Source organism: Deinococcus sp. YIM 77859, from assembly GCF_000745175.1.
In the GTDB taxonomy this organism is placed as follows: Bacteria; Deinococcota; Deinococci; order Deinococcales; family Deinococcaceae; genus Deinococcus.
The window spans coordinates 2432501-2446213 of the sequence record NZ_JQNI01000002.1 but is presented as its reverse complement, the minus strand read 5'-3'; the positions used below and the strand labels follow the sequence as shown (position 1 = coordinate 2446213).

Here is a 13713-nt window from a genome sequence, read left to right as displayed (position 1 = left end):
GCTCAGGTCACCTCCTCTTCTTCTGGGTCGCGGGTGAGGCTGGGCTTCACGGGAGCATGGGTGCGCTCCTGCGTGTCCCGCGGATCGAGGCTTTCCCCCTTGCCCCGCGTCAGGCGGATCTCAAGAGGTGTCTTGCCGCCTGCCAGCGTGCGTTGCGGCGAAGGAATCTCGATTCCAGCCTGATCCAGCGCGATCTTGATGCGGCGGTTAAACTCACGCCCCAGAGCGTACTGGCTCTTGGGCTGCACCTTGAAAAGGGCCCGCAGGGTCACGCCGTCCGGCCCAAGCTGCGTCACGCCCTGCAGTTCAGGCTCCTCCAAGAAAAAGTGGCCCCACTCCGGATCCGCGTACAGTTCGCGGCTCACCCGCTCCAGCACGCGCAGCGCGTCGTCGATGTTGGCGGCGTAGGTCACGTCCACAGTGGCCACCACACGCGACCAGTCCTTGCTGCTGACACTGACCGTCTGAATCTGGCCGTTGGGGATGATATGGACCGTTCCGTCCAGGGCGCGCAGGACCGTCACCCGCAGGTTGAGTCGCTCCACGCTCCCGGAGAGCTGGCCGGTATTCACGGTGATCACGTCCCCAACGCCGTATTGATCTTCAAGCAGGATAAAAAAGCCGGTGAACACGTCCTTGATGAGGCTCTGCGCGCCAAAGCCCACGGCCAGGCCCACCACCGACACCCCGGCGAGCAGGCTGGAGGCATTCACGCCCAGGGCCTGGAGTCCCGCGATCAGGCTGATGATGACGACGACCACCTTGAGGGTGCTCTCCACCACCCCTTTGAGGGTCTGCACGCGCACGGTGCGCCGGTTGAACTCTTCCTCGGCGACAATCCGGCCGCTGAGGCTGCCGATCAGGTTCCAGGCAATCAGCGCGAGGGCCACGATCACCAGTACTTGGCCGGCACTGTTGCGGAACCCGTTCATGATGTCCTGCCCCAGGTCAAACAGAACGGGGACGCTGGGGAGGTACGCCACATGGGTGGCGACCGCCAGCCAGGCAACCGTGACGATCAGGCCCCACAGCCAGGTGAGGCCGACGGTCCAGCGGCGGTTCATATGACGCTCCAGGCCACACAGCAACAGGCGCCCGAAGCGGTACAGCGCGTAGGCGACGAGGAGGGTCAGGCCCAGCCCCAACCACACCTGGGGTTTTTGCAGTTGAAAGGTCAGCTCGTCCAACATCGCCCCAGCCTCTCATGAGGAGATGAGAGGGGCGCGACCTAGCTCGGGGACACCAGCGCCGTTTCCAACCGCTCCAGCAGCCTCGCCTCGTGGGCACGTGAGGCTCGCAGCAGGGCGTTCTTGACCGCGCGGGCGTCGGCGCTGCCGTGCCCGATAAAGGCGAGGCCACGCACGCCCAGCAGAATGCTCGCGCCGTAGGTGCTGGGGTCCATCCGCTCGGCCAGACCGCGCAGCGCTCCCCGCACCAGAAGCGCACCCAACTTTGTCCGGAGGCTCCCCCCCAGGGCTTCCCGCACCCAGCCGAACAGCACCTTTGCCTCTCCCTCAGCCAGCTTCAGGACCACGTTCCCGGTAAAGCCGTCCGTAACGACGATGTCGGTGGTGCCCTGGAAGATGTCGCGGCCCTCCACGTTGCCGTGAAAGCGGATACCCCGGCCGTCCAGCTCCCGCAGCAGGGCATGTGCCTCCAGCACGAGCGCGCTCCCCTTGTGGTCCTCCTCGCCGATGGAGAGCAGGCCCACCGTAGGGTCGGCCTGATCCTCCACCACCCGCAGGTACACCGTGGCAAGCCGCGCCCACTGCGCAAGGTACTGCGGTTTGACGTCGGCGTTTGCGCCCACATCCAGCAGCGTCACAAAGCCCTTCTTGCTGGGCAGGTGTGTCAGGATGGCCGGGCGATCTACACCCCTCAGCCGCCCCAGTGTGAGCAGGGCCGAGGCCATCGTCGCGCCGCTGTGGCCCATGCTGACGACTGCCGCGGCCTGCCCTTCTTTCACCAACCGGGTGCAGACATTGATGCTGGCCCCGGTGCGGCTGCGGACATCGCTGGCGTGCTCGTCCATGCCGATCACATCGGGCGCGTCCACCACCGTGAGGGGCAGGCTGCTGCTGCCCGCATGTTTCCCCAGCTCCGCGTGCAGGGCCACCCGCGGCCCGACAAGCAGCACCGGCACCCCGACGCGGGCAGCCTGCACGGCCCCCTCCACATTCGGAGCGAGCCCGCGGTCTCCGCCAGCAGCGTCAAGCGCGATGGGGCGCATTCCCACCGGCCGCTCAGCGCTCATCGCCGTCCGTCAGGGGCACGGTCACGTAGTAGGGGCGGCTGTCTGTGCCGCGCTGCTCGCTGGGGAGGCGGTAGCCGGGACGCTCCACCTGCTCGCGGATGCCGCCCAAATCAACGTATTCGTCAGCGGCATTCCGCAACTCATAGCTGGTCATCTCGGGGATGCTCGCCACCACCACCCGCTTGCCCCGCGCCCGCAGCACCTCTACCGGTCGCTCGAAGTCGCCGTCACCGGTGAGCAGGATCGCCGTGTCATACCGGTCGGCGGTGGTGAGCAGATCAGTCACGATCTCGATATCCAGGCTGGCGCGGCGGTGCGTATCGCCGTGTTCGTCGGTGCTCTCCCGCAGCGGGCGGGTGCGGACGGTATAGCCCATATACGTCAGCGCGTCGATGAACCGCTTCTGTTTGTCATCCACCGGCAGGGGCACCGCCGTGTAGTAGAAGGCGTTATGCAGGGTGCCGTAGCTTCGGAAGAACTCCAGGATCTTGCGGTGGTCGAAGTTCCAGCCCAACCGCTTGGCAGCGGCATAGACGTTGGCTCCATCAATAAAAAGTGCGATGCGTTCTGTCATCGATCTTTGACCTTTCAGCAGCGCGCGGGTCTGAATGTGGACCGGCGGACATCCTCAGCATACGTGGGCCGGTCCGCCGGTCTCAATCCACCCCCTCTTCATCCGCCCCGCGCACCTGGGGCCGCAGGGCGGGGTCATGCAGGGCAGCCCACACGTCGGCTCGCAAGCGGGCCAGATCGACCCCACCATACACGTCCGGCAGCCGGTCCAGGTAACGTCCGGCCTTGTGGTAGTTGCGGTGCGTGAGGCTGCCGTGGTGCCAGCGTTTGTGCAGCGCCGCCGCCAGCAGGATCAACGCCTGGAGAAAGTGCCGCTCATCGCCGCTCGCGCGCTGCCAGGGGCCCTCCCACGCCTCGTGCGCCTCCCACCACTGCCCCGCGTTAAAGAGGGCCGCACCCGCCCGCCACACCTCGTCTTGCTCCTGGGTCATGGGTGCAGCGTACGCGCTGAGGGCATGAAAGGCGGGTTAGGCCACCCCCATCTCGTCCATATCCGCCCCCGCTCCGGGGCGCTAAACTTCAGGAATGAAGCCTGTGGAACTCACCGACAGCAACTTCCAAGCAGAAATCGCCCAGGGCCTCACCCTGGTGGACTTCTGGGCCCCGTGGTGCGGGCCTTGCCGCATCATCGCCCCGGTGATCGAGGAGCTTGCCAGCCAGTACGAGGGCCGCGTGAAGGTGGGAAAGCTCAATGTGGATGATAACCCCACCGTGTCGGGCCAGTACCGCGTGATGAGTATCCCCACCCTGATCCTGTTCAAGGACGGCCAGCCGGTCGAAGGCATGGTGGGCGCACAGCCCAAGCGGGCCTTTGAGGCGCTCCTCGACAAGTACGCCAGCCCCGTTGCCACCCACTGAGATTGCCGCCAGGGGGGGCCGCATCCAGGATGGGTGTGGCCCCCCTCGCCTATTGAGAGGCCCGGCCTCCCCCGCGGTGATCAACCAGGGCCTGCGCCCACTCGAACGCCGCGTAGCGACCGTTCTCGCTCGCCACGCCCAACGCTGAGAAGAGAAGGCAAAGCGGCGCACCTCCTCGGGGGCGGTCTGCATCGTCCTGCCGCACACGTACTGCGCCGAATTTGTGCTTCCAGAGCGTCTACCAGTGCCCGCCCCACAAGCAAAAACCCCTGCCGAAGCAGGGGAAGGCCCACGGACTGGAGGAACACCGGCGATCTTCTTCTCCCGCCGGTCGGGTTCATCTGCGACTCACCGCAAGTTCGTATTACACCAGTTCGATCAGGGCCATCGTGACGCCGTCGCCGCGGCGGGTGCCGACACGCAGGATGCGGGTATAGCCGCCCTGGCGCTCGGCGTAACGGGGGGCCACCTCGTCCATCACCTTGCGCACGACGTCCTTATCATGGATGTCGCGGGCGATCAGGCGACGGGCGTGCAGGTCTCCGCCCTTGGCGGTGGTGATCAGCTTTTCAACGTAGGGGCGCAGCTCCTTGGCCTTCGTGAGGGTCGTCTGGATGCGGCCCTCGCGCAGCAGCGCAGTCGCCTGGGCACGGGCCAGGGCGACGCGGGCACTGCTGTTGCGGTTGAGCTTGCGACCGGCTTTGCCGTGACGCATGGGGGTCTCCTTGGGGGTTCAGGCGGGGATGAGCCGCCGTAAAAGTCGTGGTGAGGGGCCCGTCACCGGTGCACTCCGCTCCGGCAGGGCCAGCTCCTCTGCCGTCTTAGTCTCGCAGCGCCAGGCCGAACTGAGCGAGCTGCTGCTTGATCTCATCGAGAGAACGCTCGCCGATGCCGGGCACCTTCTTCAGGTCGCGGTCGGAGAGGGCACACAGAGCGTCGACCGAATCGATGCCTTCCTCCTTGAGGGAGTGCAGCACGCGGGTCGTGAGGCCCAGGCCCTCCAGCGTCACGCGGGGCGTGTCGAGATCATTCGGGAACGGCTGGGGATTGATGCTGAGTTCCGGCTGGCGCGGCAGATCATAGCTGCCCGGCGCGGGAACATACACCGGAGCCACATCGGGGGTGGCGGCGGGCAGCGTCTCCACGTTGCCAAACACCGTCAGCTCGTCACGCAGGATCTCGACCGCCTTGTCGAGCGCCTCCTGCGGCCCAATGCTGCCGTCGGTCCAGACCCGCAGGATCAGGCGGTCAAGGTCAGTCTGCTGGCCCACGCGGGTGTTTTCCACGTGGTAGGCCACACGCCGAACCGGAGAAAAGACGGCGTCCACCGGAATCGAGTTGATGCGGTCCTTGGTGGAGTGCTTGTCGGCGGGGACATACCCTTCGCCCTCCTCGACACGCACCTCCATCACGAGTTTGCCGTCCTCGGCCAGGGTAGCGATGGGGAGATCAGGGTTGACAATCTCGGCGTCGCTGGGCACCTCAAAGGCGCTGGCCCGGACCACCCCTTCACCCTGCGCGCGCAGCGTCAGGGTCTTAGGGCCGGGCGCGTGGAATTTCACCACGAGCTCCTTGAGGTTCAGGATGATCCGAATCACGTCTTCCTTGACGCCGGGGATGGTGGAAAACTCGTGCAGGACGTCCTCGATGTACACGCTCGTCACGGCGGTGCCGGGGATCGAGGACATCAGGATGCGCCGGATGGGGTTCCCGATGGTGACGCCGTAGCCACGCGCGAGCGGTTCGAGCACGAACTCGCCGTAATCGCCGTCCACGCGGGCCTTGAGTTGAGGGCGCTTCTGATCCACTGGGGCCTCCCTGATTAACGCGAGTAATACTCGATGATGAAGTTCTCGTTGATGGGGAGCGCGAGATCCTCGCGCGCGGGGAGACGCACAAACGTGCCGCTGAAGGTATCGGGGTTCAGTTCGATCCAGGGGCTCACCCGGCGGCGCTTCTGCGCTTCCATGTTCTCCTGGATAAAGCCCATGCTTCGGCTGCCTTCGGCCACGCTGATGACGTCACCGATACGAACGCGGTAGCTGGGGATGTCCACGCGCTTGCCATTCACCAGGATATGGCCGTGGCCCACAAACTGCCGGGCCTGGCGGCGCGTCGAGGCAAAGCCCATGCGAAAAACGACGTTGTCCAGGCGGCGCTCCAGCAGCTGCAGGAACACCGTGCCGGTCACGCCGGGCACGTTCGCCGCTTCCTCAAAGAGGTTGCGAAACTGCTTCTCGTTCACGCCATACAGCCGCGCCAGCTTCTGCTTTTCACGCAGGCGCACGCTGTAGTCGCTGGGGCGACCGCTGCGGCGGCGCTGGCCGTGCTGACCGGGCGCGTAGGGGCGGCGGTCCAGGTACTTCTGGACCTTCTCGGTCTCCGCCAGGTTGATGCCCTCGCGGCGGCTGAGCTTGGTGATGGAACCACGGAAACGACCCATGTACTTCTCCTCTTGGTGGCGGTTAGGTTCAGCCTAACCGGGTCATGCGGCCCTCTGGGGCCCGCCTCCTCGCCGGTGGTGGCGGCTCTCTCCCCGGGAAGAGGGGGGGCGGAGGCGGGACAGGTGAGCACGCGCACGCGCTTTAGGCGCGGAACTTCTTCTTGGGACGGCAGCCGTTGTGGGGCACCGGGCTGTCGTCCATGATGGACTTCACTTCGATGCCCGAGGCCTGAATGGCGCGGATCGCCTGCTCACGGCCCGACCCGGTACCGCGAACAATCACGTCCACAACGTTCATGCCGAAAGCCTGCTGGGCCTTTTTCACCGCGTCGGCGGCGGCGAGCTGAGCGGCATAGGGCGTCCCCTTCTTGCTGCCCTTGTAGCCGATGGTGCCGCCCGAGGACCACGCAACGGAGTTGCCGTCCAGATCGGTAATGGTGACAATGGTGTTGTTGTAGCTCGCGTGGACGTACGCGCGTCCCGCGCTGATGTTGCGCCGGGCACGGCGCGGCGTCTTGCCTTTGGTGCTCTTCGCCATGGCTTACTTCCTCGTCGCTTTCTTCTTGCCAGCGACGGTCTTGCGCGGACCCTTACGGGTGCGGGCGTTCGTCTTGGTGCGCTGGCCGCGCACGGGCAGCCCGCGGCGGTGACGCAGGCCGCGGTACGCCCCGATATCCATCAGGCGCTTGATGTTCTGGCCCACTTCGGAGCGCAGGTCGCCCTCCACCTTGTAGGTCCGCTCGATGGCGTCCCGCAGCGCCGCCTGCTCCGCCTCGCTGAGGTTCTTCACGCGGGTGTCGGGATTGATCCCGGTGCGCGCGAGGACTTCCTTGGAACGGGTCAGCCCGATGCCGTAGATGTAGGTCAGGGCGATCTCAACACGCTTCTCGCGCGGAAGGTCAACACCAGCAACTCGCGCCATGCTTAACCCTGCCTCTGCTTGTGCTTGACGTTGGTGCAGATGACCAGCACGCGCCCATGGCGGCGAATCACCTTGCAGTTGTCGCACATTCTCTTGACACTGCTGCGAACTTTCATGCTTCCTCCTCGCGCCGCCTCACGTCACCGCCCCTACCCATCTCCACAGTGACGGCGCGCCCGGCAGCGCTCGACCCCCCAGACGCGGGGAATCTGTTGGGTACCCGCCCAGGCCGGTTACTTGCGGTAGACGATACGCCCGCGCGACGTGTCGTACGGGCTGATCTCCAGAACCACGCGGTCACCCGGCAGGATGCGAATGTAGTGAATACGCATCTTACCGCTGATGTACGCCAGGATGTCATGCCCGCTGTCAAGCTTCACACGAAAGGTGGTGTTGGGCAGCGCCTCTTCCACCACGCCCTCGGCCCGCACCACATCGGACTCTTCCTTCTTGCGCTTTTCCCGCTGTTCCGGCATCTTTCGTCTCGCCACGTAACCTCCAGGCTTGATACAAGCCAAAGAAAAAGTTAGCATACCCCCCGCAAACGAGACAAGTGCCGGCCACCCGTGCGAGCCAGCGAAGACCCTCCCAGATCCTCCGGCGCTCCCTAACGCATCGCTTGCAGAATGCGCTCGTACACCTCGTCGAGCGTACCCACGCCGTCTACCGGGCGCAGGTGGCCGCGCGCCCCGTAGTAGTCGATGAGGGGCTGGGTCTGCTCGCGGTAGACCTCCTGGCGCTTGCGGGCCACCTCTTCGGTGTCGTCGCTGCGAACCGGCTCGCCCCGCAAGGCGGCCTGTCGCCCCCGCTCGACGATACGCTCGATCAACACCTCGTCGGGCACCTCGAGCAGCGGCACCGCCGTCACCGGCGCGCCAAGCTCCTCGAGCAGCATGTCAAGCGCCTCAGCCTGAGCGCAGGTGCGCGGAAAGCCGTCGAAGATCACCCGAACGGGCTCCATTCCCGCGAGACGGTCACGGATCAGCGCGATCAGGATCTCATCGGGCACGAGTTGCCCGCTGTCGAGGAGAGGTTTGACCTTCTGCCCGAGCTCCGTGCCGCGCGCCACGTGGTCGCGCAGGATATCCCCGGTGCTGATCTTGGTCAGATTCTGCTCGCGAGCAAGGCGCTCGGCCTGCGTGCCCTTCCCGGCACCCGGCGGGCCGAGGAAAATCACGACCTTGTTTCTGGGTTGAGTCATTCTGCCTCCTCTAGGGTGTACAGCATAGAGGCCCAACGTGCAGAAGAGCACGGTCCTGCCCAGCCCTGTTCCCGAGAAGGTGACGTGAAGCGCGAAGCAAAAACCGCCCACCACGTGGGTGAGCGGCCCTAAGCAGGGAATCTAGTGCTGCAGGCGGCCCCGAATGCGGCCTTTGCTGATAAACCCGTCGTAGCGGCGAACGGTGAGCTGCGCTTCGAGCTGCTTCAGGGTCTCGAGCGCGACGCCCACGATGATCAGGAGGCCGGTGCCGCTGAACTGGAACGTCGTGATGCCGGTCACCCGCTGCACAATCTGCGGAATAACGGTCAGGACCACCAGAAAGATCGCGCCCCACAGACTCAACCGGCTGCTGATGCCGCCCAGGTACTCGGCGGTGGGCGCCCCCGGCCGCACACCAGGAATGAAGCCGCCCGCCTCACGCAGCTGCTCGCTGATACGCCGAGGGTCGAACTGCACACTGTTGTACAGGTACGTAAACCCAAAGATCAGCGCCGCCTCCAGCGCGAGGTACCAAGGGCTCCCAAAGGTGAGGTACGTCTGAATAAAAGCATTCACTTCAGGCGCGCGGGTCTGCGTGGCGCTCGCGATGAGGTTGGGAAGAATAAGCATCGCAGAGGCAAAGATCACCGGGATCACGCCGGCCTGGTTCACCTTGATGGGCAGCCACGTGGCTTGTCCACCCAGGTTACGCGCGGCCCCGCCGGGTGCTCCGCCGCGCGCGCGCGCATAGGTCACCGGCACCCGCCGCTCCCCCTGGTAGACGTACACAATCCCCGCGATGGTCACCAGAATGACGGCCACAAAGGCCAGAAGTTGCAGCAGCGACACCTGCTCGGTGCGGAACAGCTGGGCAGTCGCAGCGATCTCCCGCGGGTAGTTGGCAATGATGCCCGCCGTGATAATCAGGCTGATCCCGTTGCCAACCCCCACCTCGGTGATGCGCTCACCAATCCACATGGTAAAGGCGATCCCGGCCACCTGCGTCAGCACCATCACCAGCACGGTAAAGAGCCCAGGGTCCCAGCCGATCGCCACAAAAGCGGGATTGCTGGTGATGTACAGCGAGAAAAACAGCGCCTGCACCGCGCCGAGGCCAATGGCCGCGTAACGCGTGTACTGGTTGATCTTCTTGCGACCTTCCTCACCCTCTTTGCTGAGCTTTTCCAGCGTGGGGATGGTGGTGGTGAGCAGCTGAATGACGATGCTGGCCGTGATGTAGGGCAGCACGCCCAGCGCAAAAATCGAGAACTGCGAAAGATTGCCCCCCGAGATCAGGCTGATCAACCCGAAAAGGCCACCCGAGGTGGCCTGTTCCAGAGCTGCCGTGTTCACGCCGGGCGTCGGAATGGTGCTTCCGAGGCGGTACACGGCGAGGAGCAGCAGGGTGAAGACAATCTTCCGCCGCAGGTCCGGAATGCGGAACGCGTCGCGGAAGGCGCGCAGCATGTTACTCCGCCTGCTCGGTCTGAGGTTTGCCCGCGTTCTGCGCGATCACGACGCGGCCGCCCGCCGCCTCCACCGCCCGCACGGCTGCCTCGCTGGCCGCGTCCACGTGCACCGTCACCGCACGCGTGACTTCACCGCGAGCCAGGAGCTTCACCGGACGGTTCTTGCGGCGCACCAGGCCCGCCGCTTCCAATGCGGCCCGGTCAAGGAGATCCCCCTCGACACCGGCCAGTTGGCTGAGGTTCACCACCTCATAGGTCGTGCCGACGTTGTTAAACCCGCGCTTGGGCAGGCGGCTGATCAGCGTGCTGCGGCCACCCTCAAAGAACTGGCCTTTGCCCGCGCCGCTGCGCGACTTCTGCCCCTTGTGGCCACGGCCCGCCGTCTTGTCTGTGCCGCCGGGACCACGTCCCACACGCTTCTTGGCCTTGCGGCTGCCGGGTGCGGGCGTCAAATCGTGGAGCTTCACGCTTCCACCTCCACCAGATGCTGAACGGTCTTGATCATGCCGCGAATCGCGGGCGTATCCGCCAGCTCACGGCTGTCACCAATCTTTTTCAGGCCGAGCGCCTTGACGGTCTCCACCTGGTTCTTGGGACGACCGATCACGCTGCGCTTGAGGGTCACCTTCACGGTCGCGCCGTTCGCCGGAGCACTCACAGAGCACCTCCCACCTCGGCCACCGGCTCGCCCACCCGGGGATCAGTGCCGCGAATCGCCCGCACCTGCTTGGCGGTGCGCAGGTTCTTCAGGCCGTCAAACACCGCGTAGGCGACGTTTACCTTGTTGCGGCTGCCGAGCTCCTTGCTGAGCATGTTGGTGATGCCGGCCAGCTCCGCGATGGAGCGGGGCACTGTTCCGGCGATCACGCCCGTACCGGGGCCGGCGGGCTTCAGCAGCACGCGGCTGGTGCTGTTCTCGCCCACGACGTCGTGGGGAATGGTGCCGTTCTCCACCGGTACCGTGATCATGTTCTTGCGGGCGATCGCCTTGGCCTTCTCGATGGCCACGGGCACTTCTTTCGCCTTGCCAATGCCCATGCCCACACGGCCATTGCGGTCTCCGAGAATCACCAGAGCAGCGAAGCGGAACCGGCGGCCGCCCTGATAGGTCTTGGACGTGCGGTTCACAAACAGCATCTTCTCTTCGAATTCGCTGGTTTCCCGCTCGCGGTCATTCCGACGGTTAAAAGTCAAGGCCACCCTCCCGCGCCGCCTCTGCGAGCGCCTTTACGCGGCCGTGGTACTTGTACTGGCCGCGGTCGAATACGACCTGCTTGACACCCTTGGCGGCGGCGGCTTCAGCGAGCGCACGGCCAACCGCAGCAGCGGTGTCGGTCTTGGTGCCCGTCTTGACGGCGCTGCTGCTGGCCGCCACCAGCGTGGTGCCGGAGCGGTCGTCAATAATCTGGGCATAGATATGCTTGCTGGAACGGAACACGCTGAGGCGGGGGCGCTCCCCGGCGGCCTCGCGCACCTTGCGGCGAGCGCGCAGCTTGCGCCGAATGGCGGTCTGACTGGCCATTACTTCTTCCCTTTCCCGCCCGTGGCGCCGGCCTTACCGGCCTTGAGGGCGATCTGTTCGCCAACAAAGCGCACGCCTTTGCCGTGGTAGGCGTCAGGCTTGCGGACCTTGCGGACATTCGCAGCCACCTGGCCCACAAGCTGCTTGTCGATGCCCGACACGTCGATCCGGGTGGGCTCGGGCACAGCAAAGGTCACACCGGCCGGCGGCTCAATGACCACTGGATGGCTGTAGCCGATGGTCAATTCAAGGTTCTTGCCAACAAGGCGAGCGCGGTAACCGACCCCACGCAGCTCCAGGTTGATGGTGTAGCCCTCGCTGACGCCCTTTACAGCATTGGCGACAAGCGTCCGCGTCAGGCCGTGCAGGGCCCGGTGCTCTTGGCGGTCACTGGGCCGCGTCACCAGCAGCTGGCCATTCTCATTCACGATGTTGAGGGCCGTGTTGTAGGGAACCGTCAGTTCACCCTTGGGCCCCTTGGCCGTGAATACACCGTTCTGGGCATTCACAGTCACGCCGCTCGGCACGGCGATGGGTTGTCTACCGATACGGGACATGGATGTCCTCCTTCATTCCTTAAGTCGTGAGCCGCTGGTGTGCGGACTCCGAGGTCAGGTCACTGCCTGCGTCTTACCAGAGGACGCAAACGACTTCGCCGCCAACACCCTGCTTGCGGGCTTCGCGGTCGGGCAGCAGCCCCTTGCTCGTCGAGACGACCGCTAGACCCAGACCACGCTGGATGCGGGGGAGGTTTTCTGCACTCACGTAGGCGCGGCGGCCAGGGCGGCTGACGCGCTCGATGTGCTTAATCACCTGCTCGCGCTTCTGGCCGTACTTGAGGGTAAGGCGCAGCACGTCGAACTTCTGGCCCTCAGGGCGCACGCGCTCGACGCCCGCGATGTACCCTTCGCGGACCAGCAGCTTGGCGAGTTCCTCCTTGAACTTGGAGGCCGGGATGTCGACGCTCTCCTTGTAGGCGCGCGTCGCATTGCGAATGCGCGTGAGCATGTCGGCGATGGGATCACTCAGCATGATGCCTCCGGGGGCACGGGGCCCCGGGCGGGGGGGAAACTGCCACAACAGCAGCCTCCCCAGTCTTCCCAAAGAACGTAGTCCTGCCCATAGGCGGGCACTTCTTCTGTTGGGTCCTAGCTCCCTGGTCCGGACGATCACCCTCCAAAGCGGAACGGTTCGTATCCGGGGGAGGTCTTACCAACTGGCCTTTTTCACGCCGGGCAGTTCGCCCTTGTGCGCCAGTTCACGGATGCAGATGCGGCACATCCCGAAGAAACGGTAGTACCCGCGGGCGCGTCCGCAGCGGCTGCAACGGTTGTAGTTCTGCACGGCAAACTTGTGACCGCGCGCCGCCTTTACAACTTTAGAGGTATTCGCCATTTGCCTGTCCTTACTTGCGGAACGGGAGACCCATCGCCTGGAGCAGAGCGCGGGCTTCCTCGTCGGTTTTCGCGGTAGTCACGATGGTGATGTCCATCCCGCGGACCTTGTCCACCATATCATAGGTGATCTCAGGGAAGATCAGCTGCTCCTTGATGCCGAGGTTGTAGTTGCCGCGGCCATCAAAAGCGTTGGGGCTGACACCGCGGAAGTCGCGGATACGGGGCAGACCAATATTGATCAGCTTCTCCAGAAACACGTACATGCGCTCACCGCGCAGCGTGACCTTGACGCCCACGGGCATGCCCTGCCTGAGCTTGAAGTTGGAGATGCTCTTCTTGGCCTTGGTGACGACGGGCTTTTGCAGCGCAATCAGGGCAAGTTCCCGGGCTGCCTTCTCGATGGCCTTGCTGTCATCCTTGGAAGAGCCCAGGCCCTCGTTGATCACGATCTTCTCGATGCGCGGCACGGCCATGATGCTGGAGTAGCCGAACTGCTGCATCAGCTGGGGCCGGACCTGCTCGTTGTACTTCGCTTTGAGCGTCTGCATGCTTGCCTCTCTTCGGGCGGACTTCGTCGCCCGGGTTCACGCCTTACACGTGGCCCTTGTGCTTAGTCGATGACCTTGCCGCTCTTGACCGCGACGCGGACCTTTTTGCCGTCCACGATCGCCTTGCGCACGCGGGTGGGCTTACCCGTCTCGGGGTCGACCAGGGCAACCTTGCTCGCATGGAGGGCCGCTTCACGCCGCTCGATGCCGCCCTGCGGGTTGGCCGCAGAGGGCTTGACGTGCTTGGTGACGAGGTTCACGCCCTCGACCACCACCTTCGCGTCACGGGGCAGCGCGAGCAGCACCTTCCCGGTCTGACCCTTGTGCTTGCCGCGCAGCACGATCACGGTGTCACCCTTCTTGACGTGCAGCTTGTCGTTATGATGGCTACCGGCGCTGGGACGGGGCATTACAGCACCTCCGGGGCCAGGGACACGATCTTCATAAAGCGGCGATCACGCAGCTCGCGGGCGACCGGTCCAAAGACACGGGTGCCGCGCGGCTCACCCTGGTTGTTGATGATGAC

The 13713-nt window shown here is 64.9% G+C and carries 24 protein-coding genes (1 of these 24 running past the window's edge); 1 reads left to right on the top strand and 23 read right to left on the bottom strand.

The window, feature by feature from the left end; all coding sequences use genetic code 11:
• Positions 1 to 2: 2 nt before the first annotated feature.
• The 4 genes from EI73_RS12145 to EI73_RS12130 form a co-directional block, all read right to left on the bottom strand.
• A complete protein-coding gene (locus tag EI73_RS12145; RefSeq protein ID WP_034387017.1) occupies positions 3 to 1190 on the bottom strand; it encodes a mechanosensitive ion channel family protein in 1188 nt (395 codons plus the stop codon).
• A 38-nt stretch (positions 1191 to 1228) separates the two neighbouring features.
• Positions 1229 to 2254, bottom strand: a complete 1026-nt coding sequence (gene plsX / locus EI73_RS12140; RefSeq protein WP_034387015.1) for a phosphate acyltransferase PlsX — start codon at positions 2252 to 2254, stop codon at positions 1229 to 1231.
• Positions 2244 to 2828 (bottom strand): NYN domain-containing protein, encoded by a 585-nt coding sequence (locus tag EI73_RS12135; protein WP_034387012.1) that lies wholly within the window; start codon positions 2826 to 2828, stop codon positions 2244 to 2246. The genes plsX and EI73_RS12135 overlap by 11 nt, the downstream gene beginning before the upstream one ends.
• Positions 2829 to 2910: 82 nt before the next feature.
• Positions 2911 to 3258, bottom strand: coding sequence for a DUF309 domain-containing protein (locus EI73_RS12130; RefSeq protein WP_034387009.1), 348 nt, complete (start codon positions 3256 to 3258; stop codon positions 2911 to 2913).
• 94 nt (positions 3259 to 3352) lie between these two features.
• Between EI73_RS12130 and trxA the strand changes: the two genes are divergently transcribed.
• Positions 3353 to 3685, top strand: coding sequence for a thioredoxin (gene trxA, locus EI73_RS12125; protein ID WP_034387007.1), 333 nt, complete (start codon positions 3353 to 3355; stop codon positions 3683 to 3685).
• Between the two features lie 364 nt (positions 3686 to 4049).
• Here trxA and rplQ read toward each other — a convergent pair whose 3' ends face one another.
• The 19 genes from rplQ to rplN all read right to left on the bottom strand — a co-directional run.
• Positions 4050 to 4400 (bottom strand): 50S ribosomal protein L17, encoded by a 351-nt coding sequence (gene rplQ, locus EI73_RS12120; RefSeq protein WP_034387005.1) that lies wholly within the window; start codon positions 4398 to 4400, stop codon positions 4050 to 4052.
• Between the two features lie 106 nt (positions 4401 to 4506).
• Positions 4507 to 5493 carry a DNA-directed RNA polymerase subunit alpha gene (locus tag EI73_RS12115; RefSeq protein ID WP_034387003.1) on the bottom strand — a complete coding sequence of 329 codons (987 nt, stop codon included), beginning with the start codon at positions 5491 to 5493 and terminating at the stop codon, positions 4507 to 4509.
• Positions 5494 to 5507: 14 nt separating this feature from the next.
• The gene (gene rpsD / locus EI73_RS12110) at positions 5508 to 6128 is read right to left on the bottom strand and encodes a 30S ribosomal protein S4 (protein WP_034387002.1); all 621 of its coding nucleotides are present in this window, start codon (positions 6126 to 6128) and stop codon (positions 5508 to 5510) included.
• A 142-nt stretch (positions 6129 to 6270) separates the two neighbouring features.
• Entirely contained in the window at positions 6271 to 6666 is a 396-nt protein-coding gene (gene rpsK, locus EI73_RS12105) for a 30S ribosomal protein S11 (protein WP_034387000.1), read from the bottom strand.
• Positions 6667 to 6669: 3 nt separating this feature from the next.
• Positions 6670 to 7050: a 30S ribosomal protein S13 gene (rpsM, locus tag EI73_RS12100; protein ID WP_034386997.1), complete on the bottom strand. Its 381-nt coding sequence runs from the start codon at positions 7048 to 7050 to the stop codon at positions 6670 to 6672.
• Positions 7051 to 7052: 2 nt separating this feature from the next.
• Positions 7053 to 7166 (bottom strand): 50S ribosomal protein L36, encoded by a 114-nt coding sequence (gene rpmJ / locus EI73_RS12095; RefSeq protein ID WP_011530969.1) that lies wholly within the window; start codon positions 7164 to 7166, stop codon positions 7053 to 7055.
• A 117-nt stretch (positions 7167 to 7283) separates the two neighbouring features.
• Entirely contained in the window at positions 7284 to 7526 is a 243-nt protein-coding gene (infA, locus tag EI73_RS12090; protein ID WP_034386993.1) for a translation initiation factor IF-1, read from the bottom strand.
• 131 nt (positions 7527 to 7657) lie between these two features.
• Positions 7658 to 8251, bottom strand: coding sequence for an adenylate kinase (locus EI73_RS12085; RefSeq protein WP_034386990.1), 594 nt, complete (start codon positions 8249 to 8251; stop codon positions 7658 to 7660).
• 141 nt (positions 8252 to 8392) lie between these two features.
• Positions 8393 to 9718, bottom strand: a complete 1326-nt coding sequence (gene secY / locus EI73_RS12080) for a preprotein translocase subunit SecY (RefSeq protein ID WP_034386987.1) — start codon at positions 9716 to 9718, stop codon at positions 8393 to 8395.
• Position 9719: 1 nt separating this feature from the next.
• Positions 9720 to 10187 carry a 50S ribosomal protein L15 gene (rplO, locus tag EI73_RS12075; RefSeq protein WP_034386986.1) on the bottom strand — a complete coding sequence of 156 codons (468 nt, stop codon included), beginning with the start codon at positions 10185 to 10187 and terminating at the stop codon, positions 9720 to 9722.
• On the bottom strand, positions 10184 to 10351 hold the full coding sequence (rpmD, locus tag EI73_RS12070) for a 50S ribosomal protein L30 (RefSeq protein WP_034388233.1): 168 nt from the start codon (positions 10349 to 10351) through the stop codon (positions 10184 to 10186). The genes rplO and rpmD overlap by 4 nt, the downstream gene beginning before the upstream one ends.
• Positions 10352 to 10374: 23 nt before the next feature.
• Positions 10375 to 10914, bottom strand: coding sequence for a 30S ribosomal protein S5 (gene rpsE, locus EI73_RS12065; RefSeq protein ID WP_034388230.1), 540 nt, complete (start codon positions 10912 to 10914; stop codon positions 10375 to 10377).
• Positions 10904 to 11242, bottom strand: coding sequence for a 50S ribosomal protein L18 (gene rplR, locus EI73_RS12060; RefSeq protein ID WP_034386984.1), 339 nt, complete (start codon positions 11240 to 11242; stop codon positions 10904 to 10906). The genes rpsE and rplR overlap by 11 nt, the downstream gene beginning before the upstream one ends.
• Positions 11242 to 11799, bottom strand: a complete 558-nt coding sequence (gene rplF, locus EI73_RS12055) for a 50S ribosomal protein L6 (RefSeq protein ID WP_034386982.1) — start codon at positions 11797 to 11799, stop codon at positions 11242 to 11244. The genes rplR and rplF overlap by 1 nt, the downstream gene beginning before the upstream one ends.
• A gap of 73 nt (positions 11800 to 11872) precedes the next feature.
• Positions 11873 to 12274 carry a 30S ribosomal protein S8 gene (gene rpsH, locus EI73_RS12050; protein ID WP_034388228.1) on the bottom strand — a complete coding sequence of 134 codons (402 nt, stop codon included), beginning with the start codon at positions 12272 to 12274 and terminating at the stop codon, positions 11873 to 11875.
• A gap of 177 nt (positions 12275 to 12451) precedes the next feature.
• Complete coding sequence (locus EI73_RS12045) at positions 12452 to 12637, bottom strand: type Z 30S ribosomal protein S14 (RefSeq protein WP_011530979.1); 186 nt, start codon at positions 12635 to 12637, stop codon at positions 12452 to 12454.
• 10 nt (positions 12638 to 12647) lie between these two features.
• The gene (rplE, locus tag EI73_RS12040; protein WP_034386980.1) at positions 12648 to 13187 is read right to left on the bottom strand and encodes a 50S ribosomal protein L5; all 540 of its coding nucleotides are present in this window, start codon (positions 13185 to 13187) and stop codon (positions 12648 to 12650) included.
• A gap of 62 nt (positions 13188 to 13249) precedes the next feature.
• Positions 13250 to 13558 carry a 50S ribosomal protein L24 gene (rplX, locus tag EI73_RS12035; RefSeq protein ID WP_197050776.1) on the bottom strand — a complete coding sequence of 103 codons (309 nt, stop codon included), beginning with the start codon at positions 13556 to 13558 and terminating at the stop codon, positions 13250 to 13252.
• Between the two features lie 38 nt (positions 13559 to 13596).
• On the bottom strand, positions 13597 to 13713 hold the 3' end of the coding sequence (gene rplN / locus EI73_RS12030) for a 50S ribosomal protein L14 (protein WP_019588644.1). It continues 288 nt past the right edge of the window; 117 of the gene's 405 nt are visible here — the last part of the coding sequence; the start codon falls outside the window, past its right edge — the gene reads right to left on this strand; it ends in the stop codon at positions 13597 to 13599.